Origin of the sequence: Actinospongiicola halichondriae (genome assembly GCF_049103745.1) — a bacterium.
GTDB lineage: Bacteria > Actinomycetota > Acidimicrobiia > Acidimicrobiales > Salinilacustritrichaceae > Salinilacustrithrix > Salinilacustrithrix halichondriae.
The window spans coordinates 918,897-942,081 of sequence record NZ_CP171622.1; the positions used below are offsets into that span (position 1 = coordinate 918,897).

A 23,185-nucleotide genomic window follows, 5' to 3' on the forward strand; every position below is an offset into this window, starting at 1 on the left:
CTCAGTCGATCCAGAACCGTCGCTTGGCGATGCCGTCGGTGGGGTCGTCGACACAGGACTCGAACACGCCGCCGTTCCGTTCGATCACCGCTGCCGAGGCGTCGTTGTCGTGATCGCAGGTGACGAGCACCCGGCCCACGCCTTCGGACCGGGCGATGATCAGACTCTGACGCAGGATCTCGGTGGCGTGGCCGCGACCACGGTGCGCCGCCAGCACCCCGTAGCCGACGTGCCCGGCGTACGCGGCCAAGTACTCGTTGAGTTCGAAGCGGACCGACGCCCGGCCGACCACCGTCTTGTCCACCTCGGCGAGGAGAAGGGCGGCGGGGACGCGGTCGGGCGGCAGGTCGATGCCTCGTCGATGCCGATCGAGGCGCGAGACGAACTCGGCCCACGGTTCGCTCGGTCGGTGGTCGAGGAGGAACGGAAACCGGTCGACGGCCAACTCCGCGTGCGCGGCGACACACACGGCCTCGTCGTCGAGTCGGAGCGGGCGCAGTCGAAGTCCGGTCACGTCGGCCATGCGCACGATCGTGCACCAGAGCACACCGTGCCGCCGACCGGATTTTGGATCAGCGCCGGCATCGGTAGCGTCGCGTTCCATGCCGACGAAGTCGCTCCGCCCCGCGTTGCTCCTCGCCGTGTGGACCGTGCTCGTCTGGACCACCCGGATCCGCAACATCTGGACCGACGAGGCGCTGTCGACCAACGGTCAGATCTGGCGGACAGCGCTCGCAGGCGTGTTCACCGTGTTCGCGATCGGCACCGTGGTGCTGTGGCGGCGTCGTGCCGACGCTGCTGGCTGGGTGCGTGCCTTCGCCGTGTGGACCGTCGGCGTGTGGGCCATACGAGCCGTGCAGATCGGACTCGCCGACCACGGTGCGGCCTTCAAGATCGTCCACACCGTGCTGGCCGTCGTGTCGACGTGCCTCGCGCTGTGGGCGGACCGTGAGGCGAACGCATCCACCCCACGGTCCGAGCCGGCGACGATCTAACCCTTCTTGGGCTTGTTGCTCCCTCGGCCCTTGCCCTTGCCGGGCTTGTCGCCGGGGCCACTCGGGCCTCCCGTCGACTCGTCCGGGCCGCAGACGTCGAGGTCGACGGTGGTGCGCTGACCGCGGTCGACGATGACCGGGACCTGCTCGACGGCGACGCCGTCGATCTCGCACGTGAGCGTCCAGACCTCGATGAGCCCCGTCGTGGTCTCGACCGAGCCGTCGAATGCGGCGACGTCGAGCGTGAACTCCTGCCCGGGCACGGCGGCGAAGTTGATGATCCGGAACACGTAGTCACCAGGGGTGACCGGGCTGAGGAGCGTCGACTCCTTCTCGCCCGGCGAGTTGCCCGAGCTGGCGACCTGGGTCTCCTGGCCGTTCTCGACCCGGTAGACCTCGAGGTCGAGGTCGTCGGGCAGAGCCCAGTCGAGGTCGATCGACGCGAGGTCGGCCGACTCGGTCGGGCTCCACGCGATGTCGATCGACTCGTTGGGCGCGGGCACCATGCCGGTGAAGGTCTCACCGAACTTCGGCGTCTCCGACAGGACCTTGTACTGCTTGCCCTTGGCGAGCGGACGGGTCGAGGGGTTGGTGTGCCACTCGAACGTGCCGTCGGCGGGGACGGTCAGCACGGTGTCGACGGAGTCGGTGAACGACCCGCTCCACGTGGGGGTCGAACCCGTACGGGACAGCCGCAGGGTGGCGCCCGGTGTGGCGGTTCCGGCGACGATCGAGTGCGTGGCCGGGTCGACCGCAGCCTCGAGGGCGATGAGGTACGCCTCGCGGTTGCCCCGCCCTGCGTGCTCCCCGGCCCCGAGGTACTCGTCGACGACCTCGGGGAACGGCGGATGGAACTCGTTGGCGCCGATCTCGAACGTGTAGCCGAAGCCGCCGGTCGCGTTGTACGACCAGTCCTCGGTGGTGCCGGTCGTGTCGTAGAGCTCCCAGCCGTGGATGTTGGCGTACCCGTTCTGGGCGGCCATGTCGGCGCCGAGCGCCTTCAACGCCGCCTCGTCGGGAGCGTCGCCGATGGGGAGTCCGTCGGGGCCGATGGTCTGGGGGTTCACGCCGTTGGGGCGCAGGATCAGGTTCGAGAACGTGTGGTTGCTGATGAGCATGGTCACGTGGCGCTGGCTGACGAGCTCGCGCACGTTCTGGGTCTCGGGCTCCGAGAAGCCGGAGGGGCCGTGGTAGATCGGCGAGACCGGCTCGGCGTCGGCGCCGGGGCCGCCGAAGAACGCGCCGTAGTTGCGGTTGAGGTCGACACCGATGCCGTAGCCACCGGGCGACGGGGCGAGGGAGCACAACAGGGGCACGCCGTCGACGCCGTCGTGGATGCGGCAGTTCTTGCGCTTGTAGGCGTTGTTCGGCGTCGCCAGCACCGAGGTCGTGCCTTCGAGCGGGTCGATCGCGTTGAGTTCCCGCAGATCGAGGGCCATGCCGTCGGTGACGGACTTCTCGAAGCCGTCGACGTTGACGACGGGGATGACGACGACCCGACCCTGGTCGAGGAGACCGGTGATCCGCTCGTCGCCGGCAGCGACGCCGTTGACCAGGTCGTGAGCGAACTCCATCGTGTGTTCGCCCGAGGGCCATTCGCGGGCGTGGTGGACGCCCATGAGCAGGAAGGTCGGCCGTTCGTCGTTCGTGGACGTGACGTCCGTGGCGATCTCGAGCCCGAGGATCGTCTTGCCCTCGATGCTCTTGTGGGGGAGTTCGATCAGATCGACGAGGCCGGGGTGCTCGGCGGCGAGCGCCTGCATCTCGGCGTTGTAGTCCTCGAGCGTCCGGTAGGCGGTGCGTCCCGACGGGAGCCCCGAGGTGGCGACGGTGGCCGCGTACGAGCGGTTGATCTCCTGGACCTCGGCTTCACGGCGGTCGAGGTCGTCGATGCGCACGTGGAACGGCAACCCGAGCGACTCGAGGAGGTCGAGGTCGGCGGGGGAATGCACCACGACCTCGACGTAGTCCTGCCCGACGTGCTCGGTGACGTCGAGGCCGCTGTCGGCGATGACGTTTCGTTGCGCGAGGTCGGCGGTGACCGTGACCAACTGCGGGGCGAAGGTGTCGAGCTCGGTCGGATCACCGAGCCCCAACAGGCCGTCGGCATCGGCCTGCGGGAGCAGAGCCAGACAGAAGGCGGCAGCGGCACCGGCGGCGACGACCGCTCGGTGGGTGGAACGACGTGAGAGCACGAGACGACCCCTCGTAGTGGACAGTGTGCCGTCTTGTTCTCCGCCGAAGCGTGGGGTTCCTGTCGGTACGGGCCGACAATCTGCCTAGTGGTCGAATGTCACATCCAGCGCGAGTGTCAGACACCGACAGCCGCCGCCGGCCTTGAGGAACTCGTCGACGGGGCAGACCGTGATGTCGAAGCCCCATTCCTCCAGGATCCGGCCGATCCTCGGTGGGCACGAGGGCATCACGATGTTGGACCCGACGACGACCGAGTTGGCGCAGAAGGCGAGTGCCTCGTCGTCCTCGAGCCACAACGGCTCGGGAACGAGGGCCTCGACGACCTTGCGTCCGTAGTCGTCCCATCCGAGCGGCGCGCACATGGCGTGCCGGTCGTCGAGCGGACAGAACGTCAGATCCAGATGGTAGAGCCGCTCGTCGACGAGTTCGAGGGTTCGCACGGGTACGTCGAGCAGTTCGGTCAGGTGGTTTCCCGCCACGGCGTCCGAGCGTGGCCGATAGCCGGAGACGAGGACGTCGCCGAACGGGAGTGCATCGCCGGCGCCCTCGTGACCGACCTCGTCGGGCAGTCGACGGACGTCCCATCCGTGGTCGGTGAACCACGACGCGAAGACCTCGGTCTCGGGCTGGCGTTCCGTGTGGCGGAAGTGCGACGGGACGAAGATCCTCGAAGTCGCGTCGAGCAGGCCCGCGTTCGCCGTGAACACCAGGTCGGGCACGCCCTCGGGTTGGTCGATGGTGTCGACGGTCGCACCGGCGTCGAGCAACGCTCGGTGGAGCGCCTCCCACTGGCCGAGCGCGAGGTCGACGTCGACCTCGACCTCCTGGTGCATCCACGGGTTGATCTCGTAGAGGACACCGAAGTGCCGGGGCGGGCAGAGCAGGTAGTGGTGACCCCAGTCGAGTGCGGTCATCGGTCGAGCAGATCGTCGGCGAGTTGGCGGACGAAGACGCCGATGTCGGTGACGATCCCCACGGCCTGGTGTGAACCGCGGTCGGCGAGCTTGGTGACCACGGCCTGGTTGATGTCGACGCAGAACGTCTCGACCGTGGCCGGGAGCACGTTGCCGGTCGCGATGGCGTGCAGCGTGGTCGCCAGCATGAGCGCGACCCGGACGCCGCCGATCTGGTCGCGCATGGCGTCAGCGGCGTCGGCGACGTCGGTCATGGTGTCGGGGAGGGGGCCGTCGTCGCGGATGGACCCGCCGAGCACGAACGGCACGCCGGCCCGCACGCAGGCGTGCATGACCCCACCGGTCACGTAGCCGGCGTCGACGGCCCGGGCGATCGAGCCGTGCCGTCGGATCTCGTTGATCACCCGGACGTGGTTGGCGTGGCCACCCTCGACCGGCACGCCGTCGCCCACGCCCACGCCGAGCGAGGTCCCGAGGACGTTGGACTCGAGGTCGTGGGTCGCGAACCCGTTGCCGGTGAAGAGGCAGTGGATCCACCCGTGCTCGACGAGGGCGGCGATGTCGGGGCCGGCGCCGGTGTGGATCGCCGCCGGGCCGGCAACGAGCAGGACCTTGGTGCCATCGGCACGGGCGGCCCGCATCCGGTCGGCGACGTGACGGATGAGCAGGCCCTTGGGCTTCTCCGACGACACCTCCGAGTTCATGAACTCGAACGACCCTGCGCCGTCGCTGCGAGCCGGGACCTGCACGCGTACGCCGTCGCGGCCGACCACGATCCGATCGCCCGCCGTCACCCGGTTCATCGGGATCGTCCGGACCCGTCCGTCGTCGTGGACCACGATGCCGCAGTCCATCTCCGGGTTCTCGACGCGGTGCCACGTCCCGTCGATCAGCACCTCGGTCTCGAGGTTGGTGGTCGAGTGGAAGCCCGACGGGAGCACGCCGTCGGCGTCGGCTTCGACCAGGACGGCGTCGGAGTGCTCGACGCGGTTCGCGCCGTGGATCCGCAGGTCGTCGAGGAGCGGGTCGAGCACCTCGCTCGCCGCCGTGACCTCGATGGTCGCCGACGAGGTGTCCTTGTTGGTCTTGCCGATGTGCACGTCGACGAGCTCGTAGTCGGCGCCGGAATCGAGGATCGTGTCGAGGATCTTGGCGAGGAGCAGCGAGTCGACGATGTGGCCCGCGACGTGGATCGTCTCCGAACGCCGCGCAGGGGACATGTCCGGGATTGGTGCCATTGCAGGTCATCTTCGCGCTGGCAGATAACCTCTGCGCCGCATGGGACAGAGCGTGACCGTCATCGAGAAGTCGTCGACCAATCCAGAGGTCCTGCGGTTCGAGATCAACCGCAGCCTCACGGGTATGGGTCATGAGCGGTATTCGTCGCTCGACGACGTCGTCCGCGACCGTCCGGTCGACGAGGTCGCACGACGGATCCTCGCCCACGGCGGGGTCGATTCGGTCCACGTCAACAGCTCGATCATCACGGTGCGCCTCGCAGGAGGCAGCACGGGTGACGGTCTCCGCGAGATCATCGAGCACCTGTTCCGGTTCTATCCAGATGGCGGCGCGGCAGTGCCCGGTGACGACGAGGCCGTCACCGCGAACGTGGATTGAATCGCCAGGGAACCCGAGACCAACCCGTGGCGGACGACGAACCAGGCGTCCGTTGGCCCTTCATCGCCAAGCTGGGCATCGTCCTCGCGGCCGTGACCCTCGTCGGCGGCGTCGGTGCTGCGCTGGTGGCGGCGTTCGTCATCGACCGCAGCGACGAGCCCAAGGTCATCGTCTCCGGCATCGACCAGCCGCTGGCCCCTGTGGCGTTGGCCGAGGGCGGTTTCCTCTACGGCGAACGGACCACCGGACGGATCCTGCGGTCTGATCGAGCCGGCGTGACGGCGGTGACCGTCGAGATCCAGGACCCGCTCGCCACCGACGGCCAGCGCGGCCTGCTCGGGATCGCCACCAAGCGGGTCGGCGACGCGGTCGACGTCTACGCCTCGTGGACCCGTGCCTCCGACGGTCGCCTCGTCGTGGGCCGCGTGGCCTCGGACCGCGAGACCCTGGTCTGGGAAGGCCCCGTCGAGCGCGGAGCTCGCCAACGGGGGGACCCTCGCGTTCCGGGGCGACCGTCTGCTGATCTCGATCGGCGATCTCCAGGATCCCGACGCGGTCGACGACCCCGATGCGCTGAACGGCAAGATCCTCTCGCTCGACCCGATGGGGTCTCCCGACCAGGAGCCCACGTTCGTCTCGGGCGGATGGAACAACCCCTTCGCCATGACCGTGGTTGCCGGCGACATCTGGCTGGTCGACAACGCTCCCGGTTCGCAGCCCGAACGGATCGTGCGGATCGCTCCCTCGGGTGAGGAGTCGGTGCTCGAGCTCACGGGGGAGCGGGCACCGTCGTCCCTCGACGTGTTGCCCGACGGCGATCTGGTGCTGTGCGGCTTCGTGTCCGAGGTCGTCGAACGGATCCCCGTTCCCGACACCGGAGTCGTGGCGCCGACCGAGGAGCTCGGTCCACCGTGCTCGACCGGGGTGGCAGTCCTGGCCGACGGGTCGATCGTGACCACGACGGTCGACGCCATCTGGCGCGATCCCCGCCACCAGTAGCGACGGAATCCCCGCTCTCCCTGAAGGTGTCGACGACGGTTGACGTGCATCGAACAGGTGTTCGATACTGAGGGCATGGGTCGAGCGGAGCTTGCAGCAGCACTGGTCGAACAGGTCGAGTCGCCGGCGCTCGCCCGTGAACGACGTCTCCCGGTCCTGCCGGCCCTCGAGTCGTTGATCCCCGGTGGTGGTCTCCGGCGGGGGTCGACCCTGGCGACCGATGGCCCCGCCGCCACGTCGCTGGCGTTGGCCGCGGCCTCGGCCGCGTCGCAGGACGGCGCCTGGGTGGCCGCGGTGGGGTTCCCGTCGTTGGGGTTGTCGGCCGCAGCCGAACTCGGCATCGCCCTCGAGCGGTTCGTCCTCGTCGCATCGCCCGACACCGAGATCGGTCCCGACAACGAGGAGACCGCATGGGCGGCAGCGGTCGCGGCGTTGGTCGATGCGTTCGAGATCGTGTTGGTACGGGCGACCCATCGGGTCAAGGCCCGTGACGGCCGGCGACTCGCCGCTCGGGCTCGGGAGCGAGGGGCGGTGTTGGTCCAGGTCGGCTCGTCGGGGTGGGCCGAGGGGGCCGACGTGACGCTCGAGGTGACCTCGGCGTGCTGGGAGGGCCTGGCCGACGGTCATGGCCACCTGCGCGCTCGCCGGGTGACGGTGGTGGGCGGGGGGCGCCGCGAAGCGTCGCGGCCTCGACGATCCGAACTGTGGCTGCCGTCGGGTGTCGGCCTGGTCGAGTCCGTGGTGGCCGATCCGGTGCCGATCCATGTCCCCGCCTGACGCCCCGGGTCGGGTCATGGTGGTGTGGGTTCCGGACTGGCCCCTGGTGGCGGCCGGGACCCGGGCCGATGAACCGGCCGCGGTCTTCGTGTCGAACCGAGTGGTGGCGTGTACGGCAGCAGCGCGCGCCGCCGACGTCCGTCGACACATGCGGCGGCGTGAAGCCCAGGCCCGGTGTCCGTCGCTGCAGGTCCTCGATCGCGACGTCGAGCGCGACGCTCGGATGTTCGAACCGGTGGTGCGGGCGCTCGAGGCCTTCACCCCACGGGTCGAGGTCACGCGGCCCGGCCGGTGCGCGTTCCCCACCCGGGGCCCCTCCCGCTACTTCGGTGGCGACGTGGCGCTCGCGGAGCAGGTGGTCGAGGCGGTCGCGGCGATCGACATGGCGGGTGTGGCGATCCTCGCCGCGGTGGGGGTGGCCGACGGGCCGTTCGCTGCCGAGCACGCGGCCCGGACCGCGTACCTCGCGGCGCAGCGAGGCGATCCCCCGGTCTGGATCGTGGAGCCGGAGGCTTCGGCCGAGTACCTGGCGCCCCTGTCGCTCACCGCCCTCGACCTCCCCGACTTCGCCGACGTCCTGCGCCGACTGGGGCTCCACACCCTCGGCGATCTCGCCGCGCTCCCCGCCGGCGACGTCCTCGGCCGGTTCGGTCCGACCGGTGTGGAGGCCCACCGGCTCGCCCGGGGTCTCGATGCCCGACCGTTGCGGACCACGCCACCACCACCCGACCTCGTGGTCTCGGTCGACCTCGACCCGCCCGCCGAACAGGTCGCGCCGATCGCGTTCGTCGCCCGGGGACTGGCCGACGAACTCCACCGTCGTCTCGACGCCCGGGGATCGGTGTGCACCCGGGTCGTGGTCATCGCCGAGACCGAGAACGGCGAGCGGTCCGAGCGGGCGTGGCGCCATGCCGAGAGCAGTTCGTCCGGGGGGAAAGGTGCGGGACTGAGCGCGGGGGCGATCGCCGACCGGGTCCGGTGGCAGATGGACGGGTGGATCAACGCCTCGGTCCGGCAGCGACCCACGGCCGGCATCGTCCGTGTCGAACTGCATCCGGACGAGGTCGTGGCCGCCGACGGTCGTCAACTGGGGTTCTCGGGTCAGGGGTTCGTGGGCCGGGACACCGGCGCGGCCGAGCGCGCCGTACGGGCCATCGCCCGGGTGCAGGGATTGCTCGGCGCCGACGCCGTCTCGGTGCCGGAGTACGCCGGTGGGCGCGACCCCGACGAACAACTCCGGCTCGTGCCCGCCGGCGCGGTCGACCTCACCGTCGACCGCCCGTCCGTCCGGTCCGACTGGATCACCGCACCGTGGCCCGGCCGTCTCCCCAATCCCTCGCCCGCCACCGTGCACCCCGAACCACTCCCGGTCGACGTGCTCGACGGCACCGGTCGGATCGTGATGGTCGACGGTCGATGCACGCCGACGGCCCCACCCGACCGGTTGCGGGTCGGGGGGCGGACGCAGCGCATCCGTTCGTGGGCCGGACCGTGGCCGGTCGACGAACGATGGTGGGATCCCGAGCGGCACTCACGCCGGGCCCGTTTCCAGGTGATCACCGACGACGGCGTCGCCCGCCTGGTGGTCCTCGAGCGTGGCCGCTGGAGCGTTGCGGCCACGTACGACTGACGGCAGACTCGTTCGGTGAAGACAGCGCCCCCGATCCGACGAAGCGAGATCGGTCGACGCGAACTCATCGCCCTGTTGGCCATGGCCACGGCGCTCACGGCCCTGGGCATCGACCTGATGCTCCCCGCGTTCGGCGACATCCGCGCCGACCTGGGCCTGGCGCCCGACTCCACCGCCGTCACGGGCCTGGTGACCGCCTACTTCGTGGGCCTCGGCCTCGGCACGATCTTCTACGGACCCATCGCCGACAACCGTGGCCGTCGCAGTGCGATGCGGCTCGGTCTGGCGATCTACATCGGGGGAGCGCTCCTGGCCACGCTCGCCCCCTCGCTGCCGACACTCTTCGCCGCCCGGGTCCTCTGGGGACTCGGTGCCGCGGGTCCCCGAGTGGTCGCCCTCGCCATCATCCGCGACCGCTTCGACGGCGACGAGATGTCGAAGACCATGTCGACGATGATGGCGATCTTCATCCTGGTGCCGGTGGTCGCCCCGACCCTCGGCTCGGCCGTGCTCTCCATCGCCCCCTGGCGCTGGCTGTTCGCGCTGTGTGCCGTCTGGGCCTGTGTGATCGCGGTCTGGGTGCGTCGCCTCCCCGAGACCCTGGCACCGGAGCACCGCATCCCCGATCTCCGCTTCCATCGTGTCGTCACCGCAACTCGGTTCGTGGTGTCGAACCGGGTCGCGTTCTCGTATGCCGTCGGCGTGACGGCGCTCTACGGCGTGTTCGCCTCGTACCTCGGTTCGGCCGAGGCGATCGTCGACAAGACGTTCGGGGCCTCCGACCGCTTCCCGCTGGTGTTCGGCGTCCTCGCCGGGGTCATGGGTCTGGCCTCGATCCTGAACGGCCGGATCGTCTCGACGGTGGGGACCACACCCATGGTCGTCTGGGCGCTCGGCGGCTACGTGGGACTGGCGGCGGTGATGCTCGCACTGGCCATCACGACCGACGGGCGCCCCAGCCTCGTCGCCTTCATGGTGGTGATGGGCGCAGTCCTCGCCTGCCATGCGTTGCTCCTGCCCAACCTCAACACGTTGGCGATGGCCCCGATGGCGGCCGTCGCCGGCACGGCGTCGTCGGTCATCGGCGCGTTCCAGTTGGTGGTCGGCGCAACGCTCGGTGGCGTGCTCGACCGGTTCTTCGACGGCACGATCACGCCGCTGGCGATCGGCCTGGCGATCTCCGGCACCGCGACCACGATCGCGGTGACGTCGGCGCGGGCCGCGACGCCCTGACGGAACGCGTCAGTCGACGAGCGTGTTCTCCGGTTGGAGGACGGCCGCGCCGACCTCCCGGGCGAGGGTGGCGAAGTGGTCAGCCGCAGGTGGGAGGCTCCGGTCGGTCCGACGGGTGAGTTGGATGCGTCGGGGGTCGACCGGCGGGTCGAGTTCGAGGACGTCGACACCGGGGTCGTCGGGGTCGATGGCGAGGTAGGGCATGATCGCCCGCCCCATCCCCGAGCGCACCATGCCCTGGACGGCGCCGTTGTCCTGCGACCGGAAGACGTAGTCGGGTCGTACGCCGACCGCGTCGAGACGGCGGTCGATGAGCATCTGACACACGTTGGCGGCGGGCTGGCCGATCATGGGGTGGCCGGTGAGGTCGGCGGGCGCGGCGGTGGGGCCCTCGATCTCGCCTTTGGCAGCGAGGACGACGAACGGGTCGTAGCCGAGGTGCACGGACTCGAGGCGGGGGTCGGGCTCGGCATCGACGGTGAACGCGAGGTCGAGGTCGTCGTCGAGGATGCCGCGGATGAGGGCGGTCTGGTCGTCGGTCTCGAACAGGCGGATGTCGACGTCGGGGACCTCGGTGCGCATGCGGCCGATGAGCGGCGGGAGCACCTTGCCGGAGACGGACTGGAAGGTCCCGATCACCAGACGACCCGAGATGCCCCGCCGGAGTCGGTCGAGTTCGTCGTCCATCTCTTCGACACGGCTGAGCACTTCGCGTGCATAGCCCAGGAGCAACTCGCCGGCCGGCGTGAGCTCGGCGGCCTTGGGCCCGCGGGGTCGATCGAGGACGGGGAGGCCAGCGGCCTTCTCGAGTGCCGCGATCTGCTGGCTGATCGCCGACTGGGTGAACCCCAGAGCCTGCGCGGCCTTCGCGAAGGAGCCTTCGTCGACCACGGCGGCCAGGGCCGCGAGATGACGGATGTCCACGTCCTTGAGTGCGCTCATGGGTCATCAGTCTAGCTGATCAATGTGGTGAGTGAATATCGCTAGCCCTGATCATTTGATCTCCGTACGGTGGAGACATGACCCCCACCGCAGCCACCCAACTCGCCGAATCCGTCGTCGAAGACGGCTTCGCTGCTCATCGTGCCGCCGTCGCCGCCCTCCTCGCCGGAGCGCGTCGTCGGGGCGTGTCCGAGACCCTCGTCGGCATCGTCGGCGATCCCACGGCTCCACGTCCTGTCCGCGAACGTGCGCTCGGCCGACTCGTGTTCCTGTACGTGCGGAAGTGCGATTCTGGTCCGGACCCCGTCACGTCGCCGGTCGGGGAGTGCGTCGCAGCCTGACCTCCACGCGGAGCGTCGCCGGGCCTGCCACACTCGGAGCGTGGTCGCCAGTCCCTGGGACGCTGTGCTCGGTCGCATCGACGATGCGGTGGCGGTCGCCGGTATCGACCCGAGCATCCACGCCATGGTCCGCCGTTGCGAGCGCGTGCTCGAGGTGTCGGTCCCGGTGCGTCGCGACGACGGGTCGGTCGACGTGTTCGCCGGATGGCGGATCCATCACAACACCGTCCGCGGTCCGGGCAAGGGCGGGATCCGCTTCCACCCTGCCGTCGACGCCGACGAGGTGCGGGCGCTGGCCGCGCAGATGACCGTCAAGACCGCAGTGTGTGGTCTGCCCTACGGCGGAGCGAAGGGTGGTGTGTGCGTCGATCCTCGTTCCCTGAGCCTCGCCGAACTCGAGCACCTGACTCGGCGGTTCACCCTGGGGATCTCCCCGCTGCTCGGCCCGGACCGCGACATCCCGGCGCCCGACGTCAACACCGACGGACGGGTCATGGCGTGGCTGCTCGACACGCTGCAGATGACCGGCGGCGGCGTGCATCTGCCCGGCGCCGTGACCGGGAAACCGTTGTCGGTCGGTGGAACACGAGCCCACGCCGGCGGCACGGCCGCGGGCGTGGTGGTGTGTGTCCGTGCGGTCTTCGAGGCGCTCGGGATCGAGCTCCCGGGTCGGCGGGCCGTGATCCAGGGCTTCGGCAAGGTGGGCGGTCCGCTGGCCTACCTGCTCCAGTCGGCCGGGATGCGCATCGTGGCGGTCAGCGACGTGACGGGTGCCGTCGGCAACCAGGGTGGTCTCGACACCGCCGCGCTCTCGGACCACGTCGTGGCCACCGGAGGCGTGGTGGGGTTCCCGTTGGGCGACCCGGTCGATGCCGACGACATGCTCGCGATCGACTGCGAACTCCTGGTCCCGGCGGCCCTCGGCGGCGTGATCGACGCCGCGGTGGCCGAACGGTTGGGCGCCCGTGTGGTGGTCGAGGCGGCCAACGGGCCCACACTTCCCGAGGCCGACGCCGTGCTCGATCGACGCGGGATCACCGTCGTTCCCGACGTGCTCGCCAACGCCGGCGGGGTGACCGCCTCGTACTTCGAGTGGGCCCAGGCCCGGCAGGGGTTCCCCTGGGAAGAGGACCTGTTCGCCGAGCGTCACCACAAGGTGATGTCCGACGCCTTCGCCGACGTGTGGGCGGCCAGCCGTCGCTGGGACGTCAGCCTGCGGCGAGCGGCCTACGCCCTCGCCCTCGAGCGGGTGGCGGCGGCAACGGCCACCCGGGGCATCTTCCCCTGACCGTCAGCGCTGGACGAAGACGTGGACCACGTAGGTCCGGCCGTTGCCCTTGGCGACGCCGACACCGACGTGGGTGAAGCGGCGGTCGAGGATGTTGGCACGGTGGCCCGATGACGCCATGAACTGGTCGTGGACCCGGCTGATCGAGGCGGTGCTGTAGCCGACGTTCTCGCCGAGACGCTTCCAGCCGTCGTCCATGCCGGAGGCGAGGTTGCTGTGCTCGAGCTTGTTGATCTCGACCAGGTGCTCGGCCCAGAGCTGCGCCTTCTTCTTGGCGGTCTCGTCGTGCTCGAGGGCCGGGACACCGGCGTCGGCACGGGAGGCGTTGATCATGTCGAACGCAGCCTGCTGGTCGCCGTTCATGCACGCCGACAGGAGGATGGCTCCGGCAAGCAGCACCGGCACGATGGCGAAGCGATGACGGCGGGACCGAGTGACGGTCGTGTTCGGAGCGAGCGTGGCGTTCGAGCCCATGGTGCGGTTCCTTCGTGGTGCGGCTGGGTGTCTGTTCTGTGCATCGGCAGCCCACCCGCGAACCTCAAGGGTCCGAATGACCCATTCACTTTGCATTCTCATGACGGTCCGACGCAAAACCGTCATGAAATGCTGACGAACGTGGTCCGCTTCCCACTCGAACACCCGTTCGACAACGAACGGGCGTTCGCATACCATCGAATGCTGTGGGGTTCAACAACCCGGGCGTCTCCTGGTCCGAACTCGAGCGAACGCTCTCCGACGGCACCGCTCGTCGCTCGCCGTCCGGACGCGCCGCCAGACCCGCACCGGCCGCCGGCGATGGTGGGGACAGCCCGGCGTGGTCGTACCGCCGGCCGGAGTACGCGGCGCCCGAAGGTCTCGAGCGTCGCCGGGGCACGGTGCCCTACGCCGAGCTGCACTGCCACTCGAACTTCTCGTTCCTCGACGGGGCGTCGCATCCCGAGTCGTTGGCCGAGGAGGCCGCCCGGCTGGGTCTCGAGGCGCTGGCGCTCACCGATCACGACGGCTTCTACGGCGTGGTCCGCTTCGCCGAGGCCGCCCGGGAGGTCGGACTCCCCACCGTCTTCGGAGCCGAGCTCTCCCTCGGGCTCCGCCAACCGCAGAACGGGATCCCGGACCCCGAGGGTTCCCACCTGCTGGTGCTCGCCCGGGGGACCGCTGGCTACGCCCGGCTCGCCGACGTCATCTCCACGGCGCAGCTCGCCGGTGGGATGAAGGGCAAGCCCGACTACGACTCGATCGACTGGGCGCGTGCCCACGGTGGCGAGTGGTTGGTGCTGACCGGGTGTCGCAAGGGGGCGGTCAACAAGGCGTTGATGGACCACGGTCCGGCGGCGGCCGAGTCGGCCCTGCGAGGGATGGTGGAGACCTTCGGCGCCGACAACGTCGTGGTCGAGTTGTGGGATCACCACGACCCGCTCGACTCGGCTCGCAACGACGCGCTGGCCCAGATCGCCGATCGGGTGGGGGTCGAGGTCGTGGCGACCAACAACGTCCACTACGCCACGCCGGCCGAGCGCCCCCTGGCCACGGCGTTGGCCGCGGTGCGGGCGCGGCGCGACCTCGACGGTGCCGACGGATGGCTCCCGCCGGCGGCGACCGCGCACCTCCGCTCGGGGATCGAGCAGGCCCGCCGGTTCTCCCGGTACCCGGGCGCGGTCGAGCGGGCGGCCGCGCTCGGCCTCGAGTGCGCGTTCGACCTCCATCTGGTGGCGCCGAACCTTCCGCCGTACCCCTGTCCGGACGGTCTGGACGAGATGCAGTTCCTGCGCCGGCTCACCGAGGCCGGCGCCGAACGCCGCTACGGACCTCGCTCCCGACCGAACACGCCGGGGGCGTGGGAGCAGATCGATCACGAACTGGCGCTGATCGAGACGCTGGGGTTCCCCGGCTACTTCCTCATCGTGTGGGACCTGGTCGACTTCTGCCGCCGGGCCGACATCTTCTGTCAGGGCCGGGGGAGCGCGGCGAACTCGGCGGTGTGCTTCGCCCTCGGGATCACGAAGGCCGACGCGGTGAAGCTCGGGTTGTTGTTCGAACGGTTCCTGTCGCCCGAGCGTGACGGGCCGCCCGACATCGACATCGACATCGAGTCGAACCGGCGCGAGGAGGTCATCCAGTACGTCTACGAACGCCACGGTCGACGCCATGCCGCCCAGGTCGCCAACGTCATCACCTACCGGGCCAAGTCGTCGATCCGGGACATGGCCAAGGCGCTCGGGTACGCCACCGGGCAGCAGGACGCGTTCTCGAAGTCGACCGACGCCTGGGGAGGTGTCGCCGACGCCGACGGCCTCCCCGCCGACGTGTCGGCCATGGCCGCCGAGGTCGAGCACTTCCCCCGTCACCTCGGCATCCACTCCGGGGGCATGGTGCTCTGCGACCGACCCGTGGTCGAGGTCTGCCCGGTCGAGTGGGGGCGCTTCACCGGGCGTGCCGGCGGGACCATCCGGTCCGAGACGCCGATCCGGAGCGTGCTGCAGTGGGACAAGGACGACTGCGCTGCCGTCGGGCTCGTGAAGTTCGACCTCCTCGGGCTCGGGATGCTCACCGCCCTGCACGAGACGGTGCGGCTGGTGCGCGAGGCACACGGCATCGACGTCGACATCGCCGAGTTGCCCCAGGACGACGCGGTCTACGACATGTTGTGCGAGGCCGACACCGTCGGGGTGTTCCAGATCGAGTCCCGTGCGCAGATGGCGACACTGCCGCGGTTGAAGCCCCGGACGTTCTACGACCTGGTGGTCGAGGTGGCGCTCATCCGTCCGGGCCCGATCCAGGGTGGATCGGTGCACCCCTACATCCGGCGGCGCAACGGGCAGGAGGAGGTCACCTATCTCCACCCGCTGCTCGAGAAGTCGTTGAAGAAGACGCTCGGCATCCCGCTCTTCCAGGAACAGTTGATGCAGATGTCGATCGACGTCGGTGGCTTCACGGCCTCCGAGTCGGACCAGCTCCGTCAGGCCATGGGGTCGAAGCGGTCGCCCGAGCGGATGGAGCGCCTGCACGACCGATTCCGGCAGGGGGCCCGCGAGCGGGGCGTCCCCGACGACGTGATCGAGGAGATCTGGATCAAGCTCGCCGCCTTCGCCAACTACGGGTTCCCCGAGAGCCACTCGGTCTCGTTCGCCTACCTCGTCTATGCGTCGTCGTGGTTCAAGCGCTTCCATCCGGCGGCGTTCTGCGCAGGGTTGTTGAACGCCCAGCCGATGGGTTTCTGGTCACCCCACTCGCTCATCCAGGACGCCCGCCGCCACGGGGTCGAGGTCCGCACCGTCGACCTCAACACCTCTGCCGCCGACGCCACCCTCCTCCCACCCCTCTCCCCACAAAACCCCGCTTCTGGGTGCGCGATCGGGATCTCAGATGGCGATTCGCGCACCCAGAAGCCGGGGGGTGGGGTGGGGTGGGGGGTCGGGGGGCCGGTGGTGCAGCTCGGGTTCCGGGAGGTGCGGGGGATCGGGATCGACCTGGCGGGCGAGATCGCCGCGGCCCGGGAGGCGGACGGTCCGTATGCATCGATGGAGGACCTGGCGCGGCGGGTCGAGCTCACGCTGCCCCAACTCGAGTCGCTGGCGACGGCCGGGGCGTTCGTGTGCCTGGGGCTGAGTCGGCGCGAAGCGATCTGGCAGGCGGGAGCGGTCGCGCAGGGCGGGGTCGACCGACTGCCCGGCATCGTCACCGGCGACCAGCCACCGGCCCTGCCCGGCATGGACGATTTCGAGACCGCTCGGGCCGACCTGTGGGCCACGGGCATGAGCCCCGAAGGACACCCGACCCGGTTCATCCGTGACGACCTCGACCGGATGGGGGTCGTGACATCGGCCGGACTGTGGGACGTCGAGCCGGGGGCCAAGGTCCTCATCGGGGGAGTCGTGACCCACCGCCAACGTCCGGCCACCGCCGGCGGGACCATGTTCCTCAACGTCGAGGACGAGACCGGCCTGATCAACGTCGTGGTGTCGAAGGGATGCTGGAACGCGCACCGTCGGGTGGCACTCACCGCACCGGCGATGCTGATCCGGGGACGGTGCGAGCGCAGCGACGGCGTGATCAACATCGTGGCCGAGAAGCTGTCGTTCCTTCCGGTCACCGGCACGCCCAAGAGCAGGGACTTCCGGTGACCGCGCCGATGCAGACGTCGCTCTTCGGGGGCGGTGCACCGGACTTCGATCCCTTCCTCACGGGGATCGAGCGGACCGAACTGTCGGACGGTGCCTGGGTCGAGTACCTGCCGAACTGGTTGCAGGGCGAACAGACCCTCTTCGACCAGGTCACGTCGGAGACCGAGTGGAAGGCGAGCCGGCGACCGATGTACGACCGGGTCGTCGACGTCCCCCGACTCACGGCGTCGCTGCCGAAGAACGGGCCGACACCGCCGGTGCTGCGGTCGATCGCTCGGCTCCTCACCGAGCGCTACGGCGAACCCTGCCGTCGGATCGGCTTGGCCTGGTACCGCGACGGGCGCGACTCGGTGGCACCCCACGGCGACCAGATCGCCCGTGACATGCAGACGACGGTGATGGCCACGGTGTCGTGCGGGGCGCGTCGCCGGTTCCTGTTGTCGCCGGCCGAGCGTGGTGGCGGCGGTGGGCCGGTGTCCCCGGTGTCCTCGGTGTCGTTCGACCTCGGCCAGGGAGATCTGCTCGTCATGGGCGGGACGATCCAACGCACCTGGCGACACGGCGTCCCCAAGACGGCGCGCCCCGTCGGCCCGCGCCTGTGCATCATGTTCCGCCCACCCTGGGTGGGCTGAGGCGGGACGGGGCGTCCGGCATCGACTCGGCTAGGGGGCCGCCCGCCCTGCGATCTACGGTCGCGGCGTGGCTTCCTCGAAACCCAGCAAGTCGGAACGGCAACGCCGGAACCGAGCCCGACGAGAAGCGCGTCAGGCGCGGTCGGCGCACGCCGGCGAGGCGACCGAGATCGCACGGGACGGCGGCCGGCCGGACGCGGTCGAGTCGCCAGAGGGAGGGGCCACCAAGGCCTCGTCGACCAAGGGGGCAGCGGCCAAGGGGAAGACCACCCGCGGCGGTCGACAGAACCCGTTCACGATCCCGGGCCAGCGCGCCGTCATGTTGGCGTTCCTCTTCAGCATCGCGTCGATCGGACTCCTGCTCTTCACGCCGGTGCGCGTCGCTCGCGAAGCCGACGCCGATGATCCCCGGATCGAGCAGGCGGAAGACGTCGAGGTCAACGACGACGGGACGGTCTCGTTCACCGAAGACGTGAAGTTGCTCGACGAGGAGTCGCTCCCCGTTGCCCTGCTCATCATGTTGACCCCGGTCGCCATCACCGGCGCTGCCGTGTTCTTCACCAAGCACGAGAAACGCTCCACCATCTGGACGATGGCCATGCTCGCCATCGCGGGCTACGTGTTCTTCATCGGCGGCGCCTATGCGATCTACACGCTGCCGTCGTTGGTGGCGTTGGGCGTCGGCGGTTTCCAGACGAGGCGGGCGGAGAATGCTGATCGCGTCGCGGAACTGAAGGCGCAACGGGCCGCTCGGAAGGCTGCGAAGGCCTCCGGCAAGGACATCATCGACGTCGACGCGATCGAAGAAGACGGCGACTGACGCGATGACCAGCCGGTTCGCGACCGACACGGCCGTCGAATCCGTGACCATTGCGGACGACGGCAGCACCTACCGAGCCACGATCGATCGATCGTGGTGGATCATGCGCGGTCCCAACGGCGGGTACCTCGCAGCGATCATCGCCCGGGCGTTGCGGGCCGAGATCGCCGGGACCGGCCAACGCCTCCGATCGATGACACTCCACTATCTCCGTGCGCCGGCCGAGGGGCCGTGCGAGGTGGTCGTGACGGTCGAACGTCGGGGACGCACGCTCACGTCGTTGTCGGTGCGTCTGGTGCAGGACGGCGTGGTCATGGTGCTCGGCCTCGCCGCCACCGCCGTCGACCGGGAGGGCCCGAGCTTCGCCGACCTCCCGATGCCCGCAGTCGCGCCGCCGGAGGCCGACGCCCCGAGGGTCGAGCCGCCTGTGGGCATCTCGATCCCGATGCGTGACCACTACGAGATGCAGTCACGCCTCGGCCCGGACCGCTGGTCGGGCGAGATCGCCGACGAGGCCGTCACCGGTGGATGGATCCGCCTCGCAGAGGGCGACCCGGTCGACGACGTCGTGGTCGCGGCCCTCACCGACGCCTGGACCCCTGCGATCTTCAACCGGTGCGCCGACCGCCTCGGCGTGCCGACGATCGACCTGACGATCCACTTCCGCGACGAGCCGCCGGAGCAGGCCGACTGGTCCTTCGTCCGGTTCACCTCACGCCACGCCGCCGGCGGCTACGTCGAAGAGGACGGCGAGGTCTGGAGCAGCGACGGTCGACTGCTCGCCCAGAGTCGACAGCTCGCGGTCGAACTCCCCATCCCGGAGTAGCGACCGCGTAGGGTCCTGCGCCATGACTGCAGCAGAGACAGCGTTCGAGAAGTTCCAGGCCCGCCTCGGTGAGACCGACGGCTCCGGTGAGTGGTTCGAGATGACGCAGGAGCGGATCAACGACTTCGCCGACGTCACGATCGACCACCAGTTCATCCACGTCGACGTGGAGGCCGCCAAGGCCGGCCCGTTCGGCACGACCATCGCCCACGGCTTCTTGACGTTGTCGATGCTGACCCACCTGTCCGCGTCGGTTCCCCAGGACCCCGAGACGTTCAAGGGCGTCATCATGGGCGTGAACTACGGGTTCGAGAAGGTCCGCTTCGTCTCGCCGGTGCCGAGTGGCTCGAAGATCCGCGCCACCAGCGTCCTCAAGGACGTGCAGCTCAAGGGCACCGACAGCATCCAGGTCACCCGGACCTACACCATCGAGGTCGAGGGCTCCGAGCGTCCGGCCGTCGTCGCCGACTGGATCACCCGCCTCACCTACGCGTAGGCGTCAGCCCTGGGCGGCGTACCGCCCGATCAACAGCGTGGACGAGATCGCCGCCGCTTCGATGAGGGCGATGGCGTCGCGACCCTCGAGCCCGGGCGTGAGTCCGATCGGTTCGGCCATGGCGTAGACGGAGAAGACGTAGTCGTGCGGCGCGTCCCCGGCCGGCGGGCACGGCCCGTCCCATCCGTCGATCCCGCTGTCGGTCTTGGCGGTGACCGCCGACGGCGGGATCACGCCCGACTCGAGTTGGGTCGTCGCCGCGGAGAGGTTGGTGACGACCCAGTGCACGAACCCGTCGGCCGAGCGGTCCACCATGGTGACGGCGAGTTCGGCGGCGCCGGCCGGGGTGCCCCCGATGACGAGCGGCGGCGGCACGTTGAGGCCGTCGCAGGTGAAGTCGGGATCGAGCATCTCGCCACCGGCGAACGACGGACTGGACAGGTTCAGGCCGATGGTGGGGTCGTCGGTGGTGAAGCCGGCGTCGGGGCCGGCGACGGTCGTCGTCGTGGTCTCGGGTGCGACGGGGACCTCCGGCGCGGGTGCGAGCGTTCGGCCGTCGGACCCGCAGGCCGCCAGCACGAGCGCACCGGCGACGAGGCAGACGGACAGGCGCGGTCGGGGCATCCGGGCATCGTGCCACCCGCGGCGACGGGTCACACGTACCCGCGCATGCGAGATGCCGCCGCGACGCGAGAGACGCCGATGCTGTACGCCGCACGGCGCAACGTGCAGTCGTTGGCGTCGGCGAATGCCTGGGTGGCGGCATAGGCGGTGCGCAGCCGCTCGGCGAGCTCGTCGTTGAAGGTGGACACCTTCCAGGTGAACTGTTGGATGTTCATGGTCCACTCGAAGTACGACCCGGTCACGCCGCCGGCGTTGGCGAGGATGTCGGGGATGACGACGACGCCGCGGTCGTTGAGGATGGCATCGCCGTCCGGGGTCACCGGGTAGTTCGCGCACTCGAGCACGACCGTCGCATGCACCTCGGCGGCGTTCTCGTCGGTGATGACCTGGCCGAGCGCCGCCGGGACCAGCACGTCGCAGTCCAGGGCCAGGAGTTCGTCGTTCGAGAGCGCGTCCCCGATGCCGGCGTCGACCACCGACCCACCGGCGTGCACCGTGGCGCACAGTTGCTCGATGTCGAGTCCGGTGGCCGAGTGCACGCCCCCACCCACGTCGGAGACGGCGATCACGGTCGCCCCGCGCTCGACCGCGGTGCGGGCCGTCCAGGTGCCGACGTTGCCGAAGCCCTGGATCGCCAATCGCAGACCCTCGAGCGACCGTCCCTCGTGTTCGCACCACGCGCCGAGTACGTCGATCGAGCCTCGACCGGTCGCCGACTCCCGGCCGGGCGCGCCGCTGAGGCCCACCGGCTTCCCGGTCACGCAGGCCGGCGTGTAGCCGTGGACCTGGGAGTACGCGTCCATCATCCACGCCATCGTCTGGGCGTCGGTGTTCACGTCCGGCGCAGGGATGTCGCGGTAGGCGCCGAGGACGTGGTGGATCGACTTGGTGAACCGCCGGGTCATCTCCTCCTTCTCGCGTGCCGACATGCCGGTCGGATCGACCTCGATCCCGCCCTTGGCGCCGCCGAAGGGGATGTCGAGCAGCGCGGTCTTCCAGGTCATCAGCGACGCGAGCGCGCGGACCTCGTCGAGGTCGACCGTGGGGTGGTAGCGGATGCCGCCCTTGTACGGTCCACGAGCGCCGTTGTGCTGGACACGGAAGCCACGCAGGACCGCCAGCGATCCGTCGTCGCGCCGGACGGGGACCTGGGCAGCGACCTCGCGATACGACGAGGTCAGGATCGGAGTCATCTCGTCGTCGAGACGGATGATGGACGCCGCCTCCTGGAAGTACTGGGTGACTGCCTGGTGGGCGGTGAGGCGTTCGGGCATGCGCCCCGTCTATCAGTTGCTGCTGTCGCCCTGACGGCCGAGCAGCTCGGTCACGCCCGCGAGTGCTCCGGCGACGCCGGACAGCTCGGTCGGCACGATGATCTTGGTGGCCTGACCGTCGCCCAGCTTCTGGAGCGCCTCGAGGTACTTGATGGCCAGCAGGTCGTTCGACGGGTTGCCGTCGTGGATCGCCTGGTAGACGCTGCGGATGGCGTCTGCCTCACCCTCGGCCACCGCCTGCTGGCGGAACTTCTCCGCATCGGCGAAGGTCCGCACTGCCTCGGCGCGACCCTCGGCCTCGAGAATCGATCGTGCCTTCACACCCTCGGCCTGGAGGATGGCCGACTGCTTCTCGCCCTCGGCGGTCGTGATCGCCGCGGTACGGCGACCCTCGGCCTCGGTCACGACCGCACGCCGGGTCCGCTCGGCCTTCATCTGCTCGTGCATGGCCGACATGACGTCCGGCGGCGGGTCGATGCGCTGGATCTCGACCCGGACGACACGCACGCCCCACTTGTCGGTCGCGTCGTCGAGGATCTCGCGGAGGGCGACGTTGATCTTGTCCCGCGACGTGAGCGACTCGTCGAGTTGGAGGTCGCCGATGACGTTTCGGAGGTTGGTCTGGGCCAGCTTGGTCACCGCGAGGATGAAGTTGGCGACGTTGTAGACGAGGCGCTGCGGGTCGGTGGGCTCGTAGTAGATGACGGCGTCGACCGACACGGCCACGTTGTCCGAGGTGATGACCTCCTGCGGCGGCACGTCGACGACCTGCTCGCGCATGTCGACGGCCCGGATGGTCTGGACGAACGGGATGATGATCCGGAGACCGGGATCCACCGTCTGCTGGTACTTGCCGAGCATCTCGACGATGCCGCGCTGGTACGGCCGGATGATGCGTACGCCCGCCGCCACATAGGCGAACAGCAGGATGCCGATGACGGCGAGGACGACGACGAGGGCCATCAGATGGGCCTTTCCGGAGGGGTCGAGGGGATGATTCGTTCGGTCGGATGCACGACGACGCGTGTCCCGCGGACCTCGGTCACGGTGACTCTCGTGTCGCGAGGGACGGAGGTGCCGTCGGGTGTCTGTGCCCGCCACTCCTCGCGGCCGACACGGATGAGTCCGACCTCGTCGAGTCCGGCGGGGATGTCCTGGAGGACGATGGCCTGCTCGCCCACGAGCCGTTGCGCCCCGACCCCGGTGGGGTTCCCGCCAGCGGCGTCGAGCCTGCGGGCGAGCGGACGGAGCGCAGCGAAGGAGACGAGGGAGACGACGATGAAGACCAGCCAGCTGACGCCGACGACGGCACCGAGGAGCGCCGCCGCTGCGGCGAAGGCAGCGGCGACGGCGAAGGGGGCGAGGAAGAAGGAGCCGGGGCTCGCCATCTCACCGAGTCCGAAGACCAAGGCGGCGCCGAGCCACACCCACTGCCAGAGATCGGGGTCGTCCACGTCCGG

Annotated in this window: 23 protein-coding genes; 13 read left to right on the forward strand and 10 right to left on the reverse strand. The window is 69.8% G+C overall.

Annotated elements, in window-relative coordinates; genetic code table 11:
- Position 1 precedes the first annotated feature (1 nt).
- The gene (locus tag AB8619_RS04675) at positions 2–604 is read right to left on the reverse strand and encodes a GNAT family N-acetyltransferase (RefSeq protein WP_436795296.1); all 603 of its coding nucleotides are present in this window, start codon (positions 602–604) and stop codon (positions 2–4) included.
- Between AB8619_RS04675 and AB8619_RS04680 the strand changes: the two genes are divergently transcribed.
- On the forward strand, positions 603–995 hold the full coding sequence (locus tag AB8619_RS04680; protein ID WP_436795297.1) for a hypothetical protein: 393 nt from the start codon (positions 603–605) through the stop codon (positions 993–995). The two genes, AB8619_RS04675 and AB8619_RS04680, sit on opposite strands and share 2 nt — an antisense overlap.
- Here the strand turns inward: AB8619_RS04680 and AB8619_RS04685 are convergent.
- From AB8619_RS04685 to AB8619_RS04695, 3 genes are all read right to left on the reverse strand, one after another.
- On the reverse strand, positions 992–3,190 hold the full coding sequence (locus tag AB8619_RS04685; protein WP_436795298.1) for a M14 family zinc carboxypeptidase: 2,199 nt from the start codon (positions 3,188–3,190) through the stop codon (positions 992–994). The two genes, AB8619_RS04680 and AB8619_RS04685, sit on opposite strands and share 4 nt — an antisense overlap.
- An 84-nt stretch (positions 3,191–3,274) precedes the next feature.
- On the reverse strand, positions 3,275–4,105 hold the full coding sequence (locus tag AB8619_RS04690; RefSeq protein WP_436795299.1) for a dimethylarginine dimethylaminohydrolase family protein: 831 nt from the start codon (positions 4,103–4,105) through the stop codon (positions 3,275–3,277).
- Positions 4,102–5,325, reverse strand: a complete 1,224-nt coding sequence (locus AB8619_RS04695; RefSeq protein ID WP_436795300.1) for a TIGR00300 family protein — start codon at positions 5,323–5,325, stop codon at positions 4,102–4,104. The genes AB8619_RS04690 and AB8619_RS04695 overlap by 4 nt, the downstream gene beginning before the upstream one ends.
- A 58-nt stretch (positions 5,326–5,383) precedes the next feature.
- On the opposite strand from AB8619_RS04695, the gene AB8619_RS04700 reads away from it, so the two are divergent.
- The 5 genes from AB8619_RS04700 to AB8619_RS04720 all read left to right on the forward strand — a co-directional run bounded on the left by AB8619_RS04700 (position 5,384) and on the right by AB8619_RS04720 (position 10,361).
- Positions 5,384–5,722 carry a hypothetical protein gene (locus tag AB8619_RS04700; protein ID WP_436795301.1) on the forward strand — a complete coding sequence of 113 codons (339 nt, stop codon included), beginning with the start codon at positions 5,384–5,386 and terminating at the stop codon, positions 5,720–5,722.
- Positions 5,723–6,115: 393 nt separating this feature from the next.
- The gene (locus AB8619_RS04705) at positions 6,116–6,721 is read left to right on the forward strand and encodes a hypothetical protein (RefSeq protein ID WP_436795302.1); all 606 of its coding nucleotides are present in this window, start codon (positions 6,116–6,118) and stop codon (positions 6,719–6,721) included.
- Between the two features lie 75 nt (positions 6,722–6,796).
- Positions 6,797–7,498, forward strand: coding sequence for a hypothetical protein (locus AB8619_RS04710; RefSeq protein ID WP_436795303.1), 702 nt, complete (start codon positions 6,797–6,799; stop codon positions 7,496–7,498).
- Positions 7,485–9,128 (forward strand): DNA polymerase Y family protein, encoded by a 1,644-nt coding sequence (locus AB8619_RS04715; protein WP_436795304.1) that lies wholly within the window; start codon positions 7,485–7,487, stop codon positions 9,126–9,128. Before AB8619_RS04710 ends, AB8619_RS04715 begins: the two co-directional genes overlap by 14 nt.
- Before the next feature lie 15 nt (positions 9,129–9,143).
- Positions 9,144–10,361 (forward strand): multidrug effflux MFS transporter, encoded by a 1,218-nt coding sequence (locus AB8619_RS04720; RefSeq protein ID WP_436795305.1) that lies wholly within the window; start codon positions 9,144–9,146, stop codon positions 10,359–10,361.
- 9 nt (positions 10,362–10,370) lie between these two features.
- Here the strand turns inward: AB8619_RS04720 and AB8619_RS04725 are convergent, their stop codons facing one another.
- Positions 10,371–11,303 carry a LysR family transcriptional regulator gene (locus AB8619_RS04725; protein WP_436795306.1) on the reverse strand — a complete coding sequence of 311 codons (933 nt, stop codon included), beginning with the start codon at positions 11,301–11,303 and terminating at the stop codon, positions 10,371–10,373.
- 77 nt (positions 11,304–11,380) lie between these two features.
- Here AB8619_RS04725 and AB8619_RS04730 point away from each other — a divergent pair, with 77 nt between their 5' ends.
- Together AB8619_RS04730 and AB8619_RS04735 are read left to right on the forward strand one after the other, a co-directional pair.
- Positions 11,381–11,644: a hypothetical protein gene (locus tag AB8619_RS04730; RefSeq protein WP_436795307.1), complete on the forward strand. Its 264-nt coding sequence runs from the start codon at positions 11,381–11,383 to the stop codon at positions 11,642–11,644.
- A gap of 40 nt (positions 11,645–11,684) precedes the next feature.
- Complete coding sequence (locus AB8619_RS04735; RefSeq protein ID WP_436795308.1) at positions 11,685–12,932, forward strand: Glu/Leu/Phe/Val family dehydrogenase; 1,248 nt, start codon at positions 11,685–11,687, stop codon at positions 12,930–12,932.
- Positions 12,933–12,935: 3 nt separating this feature from the next.
- On the opposite strand, the gene AB8619_RS04740 is transcribed toward AB8619_RS04735, so the two are convergent.
- Positions 12,936–13,406: a CAP domain-containing protein gene (locus AB8619_RS04740; RefSeq protein WP_436795309.1), complete on the reverse strand. Its 471-nt coding sequence runs from the start codon at positions 13,404–13,406 to the stop codon at positions 12,936–12,938.
- Positions 13,407–13,612: 206 nt separating this feature from the next.
- Between AB8619_RS04740 and AB8619_RS04745 the strand changes: the two genes are divergently transcribed.
- The 5 genes from AB8619_RS04745 to AB8619_RS04765 all read left to right on the forward strand — a co-directional run bounded on the left by AB8619_RS04745 (position 13,613) and on the right by AB8619_RS04765 (position 19,827).
- Positions 13,613–17,053, forward strand: coding sequence for an error-prone DNA polymerase (locus tag AB8619_RS04745; RefSeq protein WP_436795310.1), 3,441 nt, complete (start codon positions 13,613–13,615; stop codon positions 17,051–17,053).
- On the forward strand, positions 17,050–17,685 hold the full coding sequence (locus AB8619_RS04750; protein ID WP_436795311.1) for an alpha-ketoglutarate-dependent dioxygenase AlkB: 636 nt from the start codon (positions 17,050–17,052) through the stop codon (positions 17,683–17,685). The genes AB8619_RS04745 and AB8619_RS04750 overlap by 4 nt, the downstream gene beginning before the upstream one ends.
- Positions 17,686–17,752: 67 nt before the next feature.
- Positions 17,753–18,505, forward strand: coding sequence for a hypothetical protein (locus tag AB8619_RS04755; protein WP_436795312.1), 753 nt, complete (start codon positions 17,753–17,755; stop codon positions 18,503–18,505).
- Positions 18,506–18,509: 4 nt separating this feature from the next.
- Entirely contained in the window at positions 18,510–19,331 is an 822-nt protein-coding gene (locus AB8619_RS04760) for an acyl-CoA thioesterase (protein WP_436795313.1), read from the forward strand.
- Positions 19,332–19,353: 22 nt separating this feature from the next.
- Positions 19,354–19,827 (forward strand): MaoC family dehydratase, encoded by a 474-nt coding sequence (locus AB8619_RS04765; protein WP_436795314.1) that lies wholly within the window; start codon positions 19,354–19,356, stop codon positions 19,825–19,827.
- Between the two features lie 3 nt (positions 19,828–19,830).
- On the opposite strand, the gene AB8619_RS04770 is transcribed toward AB8619_RS04765, so the two are convergent.
- From AB8619_RS04770 to AB8619_RS04785, 4 genes are read right to left on the reverse strand one after another with little or no spacing between them, the layout of a single operon-like run.
- On the reverse strand, positions 19,831–20,451 hold the full coding sequence (locus AB8619_RS04770; protein WP_436795315.1) for a YbhB/YbcL family Raf kinase inhibitor-like protein: 621 nt from the start codon (positions 20,449–20,451) through the stop codon (positions 19,831–19,833).
- 29 nt (positions 20,452–20,480) lie between these two features.
- Positions 20,481–21,725: a Glu/Leu/Phe/Val family dehydrogenase gene (locus AB8619_RS04775; RefSeq protein ID WP_436795316.1), complete on the reverse strand. Its 1,245-nt coding sequence runs from the start codon at positions 21,723–21,725 to the stop codon at positions 20,481–20,483.
- Between the two features lie 12 nt (positions 21,726–21,737).
- Entirely contained in the window at positions 21,738–22,688 is a 951-nt protein-coding gene (locus tag AB8619_RS04780) for an SPFH domain-containing protein (RefSeq protein WP_436795317.1), read from the reverse strand.
- Positions 22,688–23,179: an NfeD family protein gene (locus tag AB8619_RS04785; protein WP_436795318.1), complete on the reverse strand. Its 492-nt coding sequence runs from the start codon at positions 23,177–23,179 to the stop codon at positions 22,688–22,690. Before AB8619_RS04785 ends, AB8619_RS04780 begins: the two co-directional genes overlap by 1 nt.
- Between the last annotated feature and the right edge of the window lie 6 nt (positions 23,180–23,185).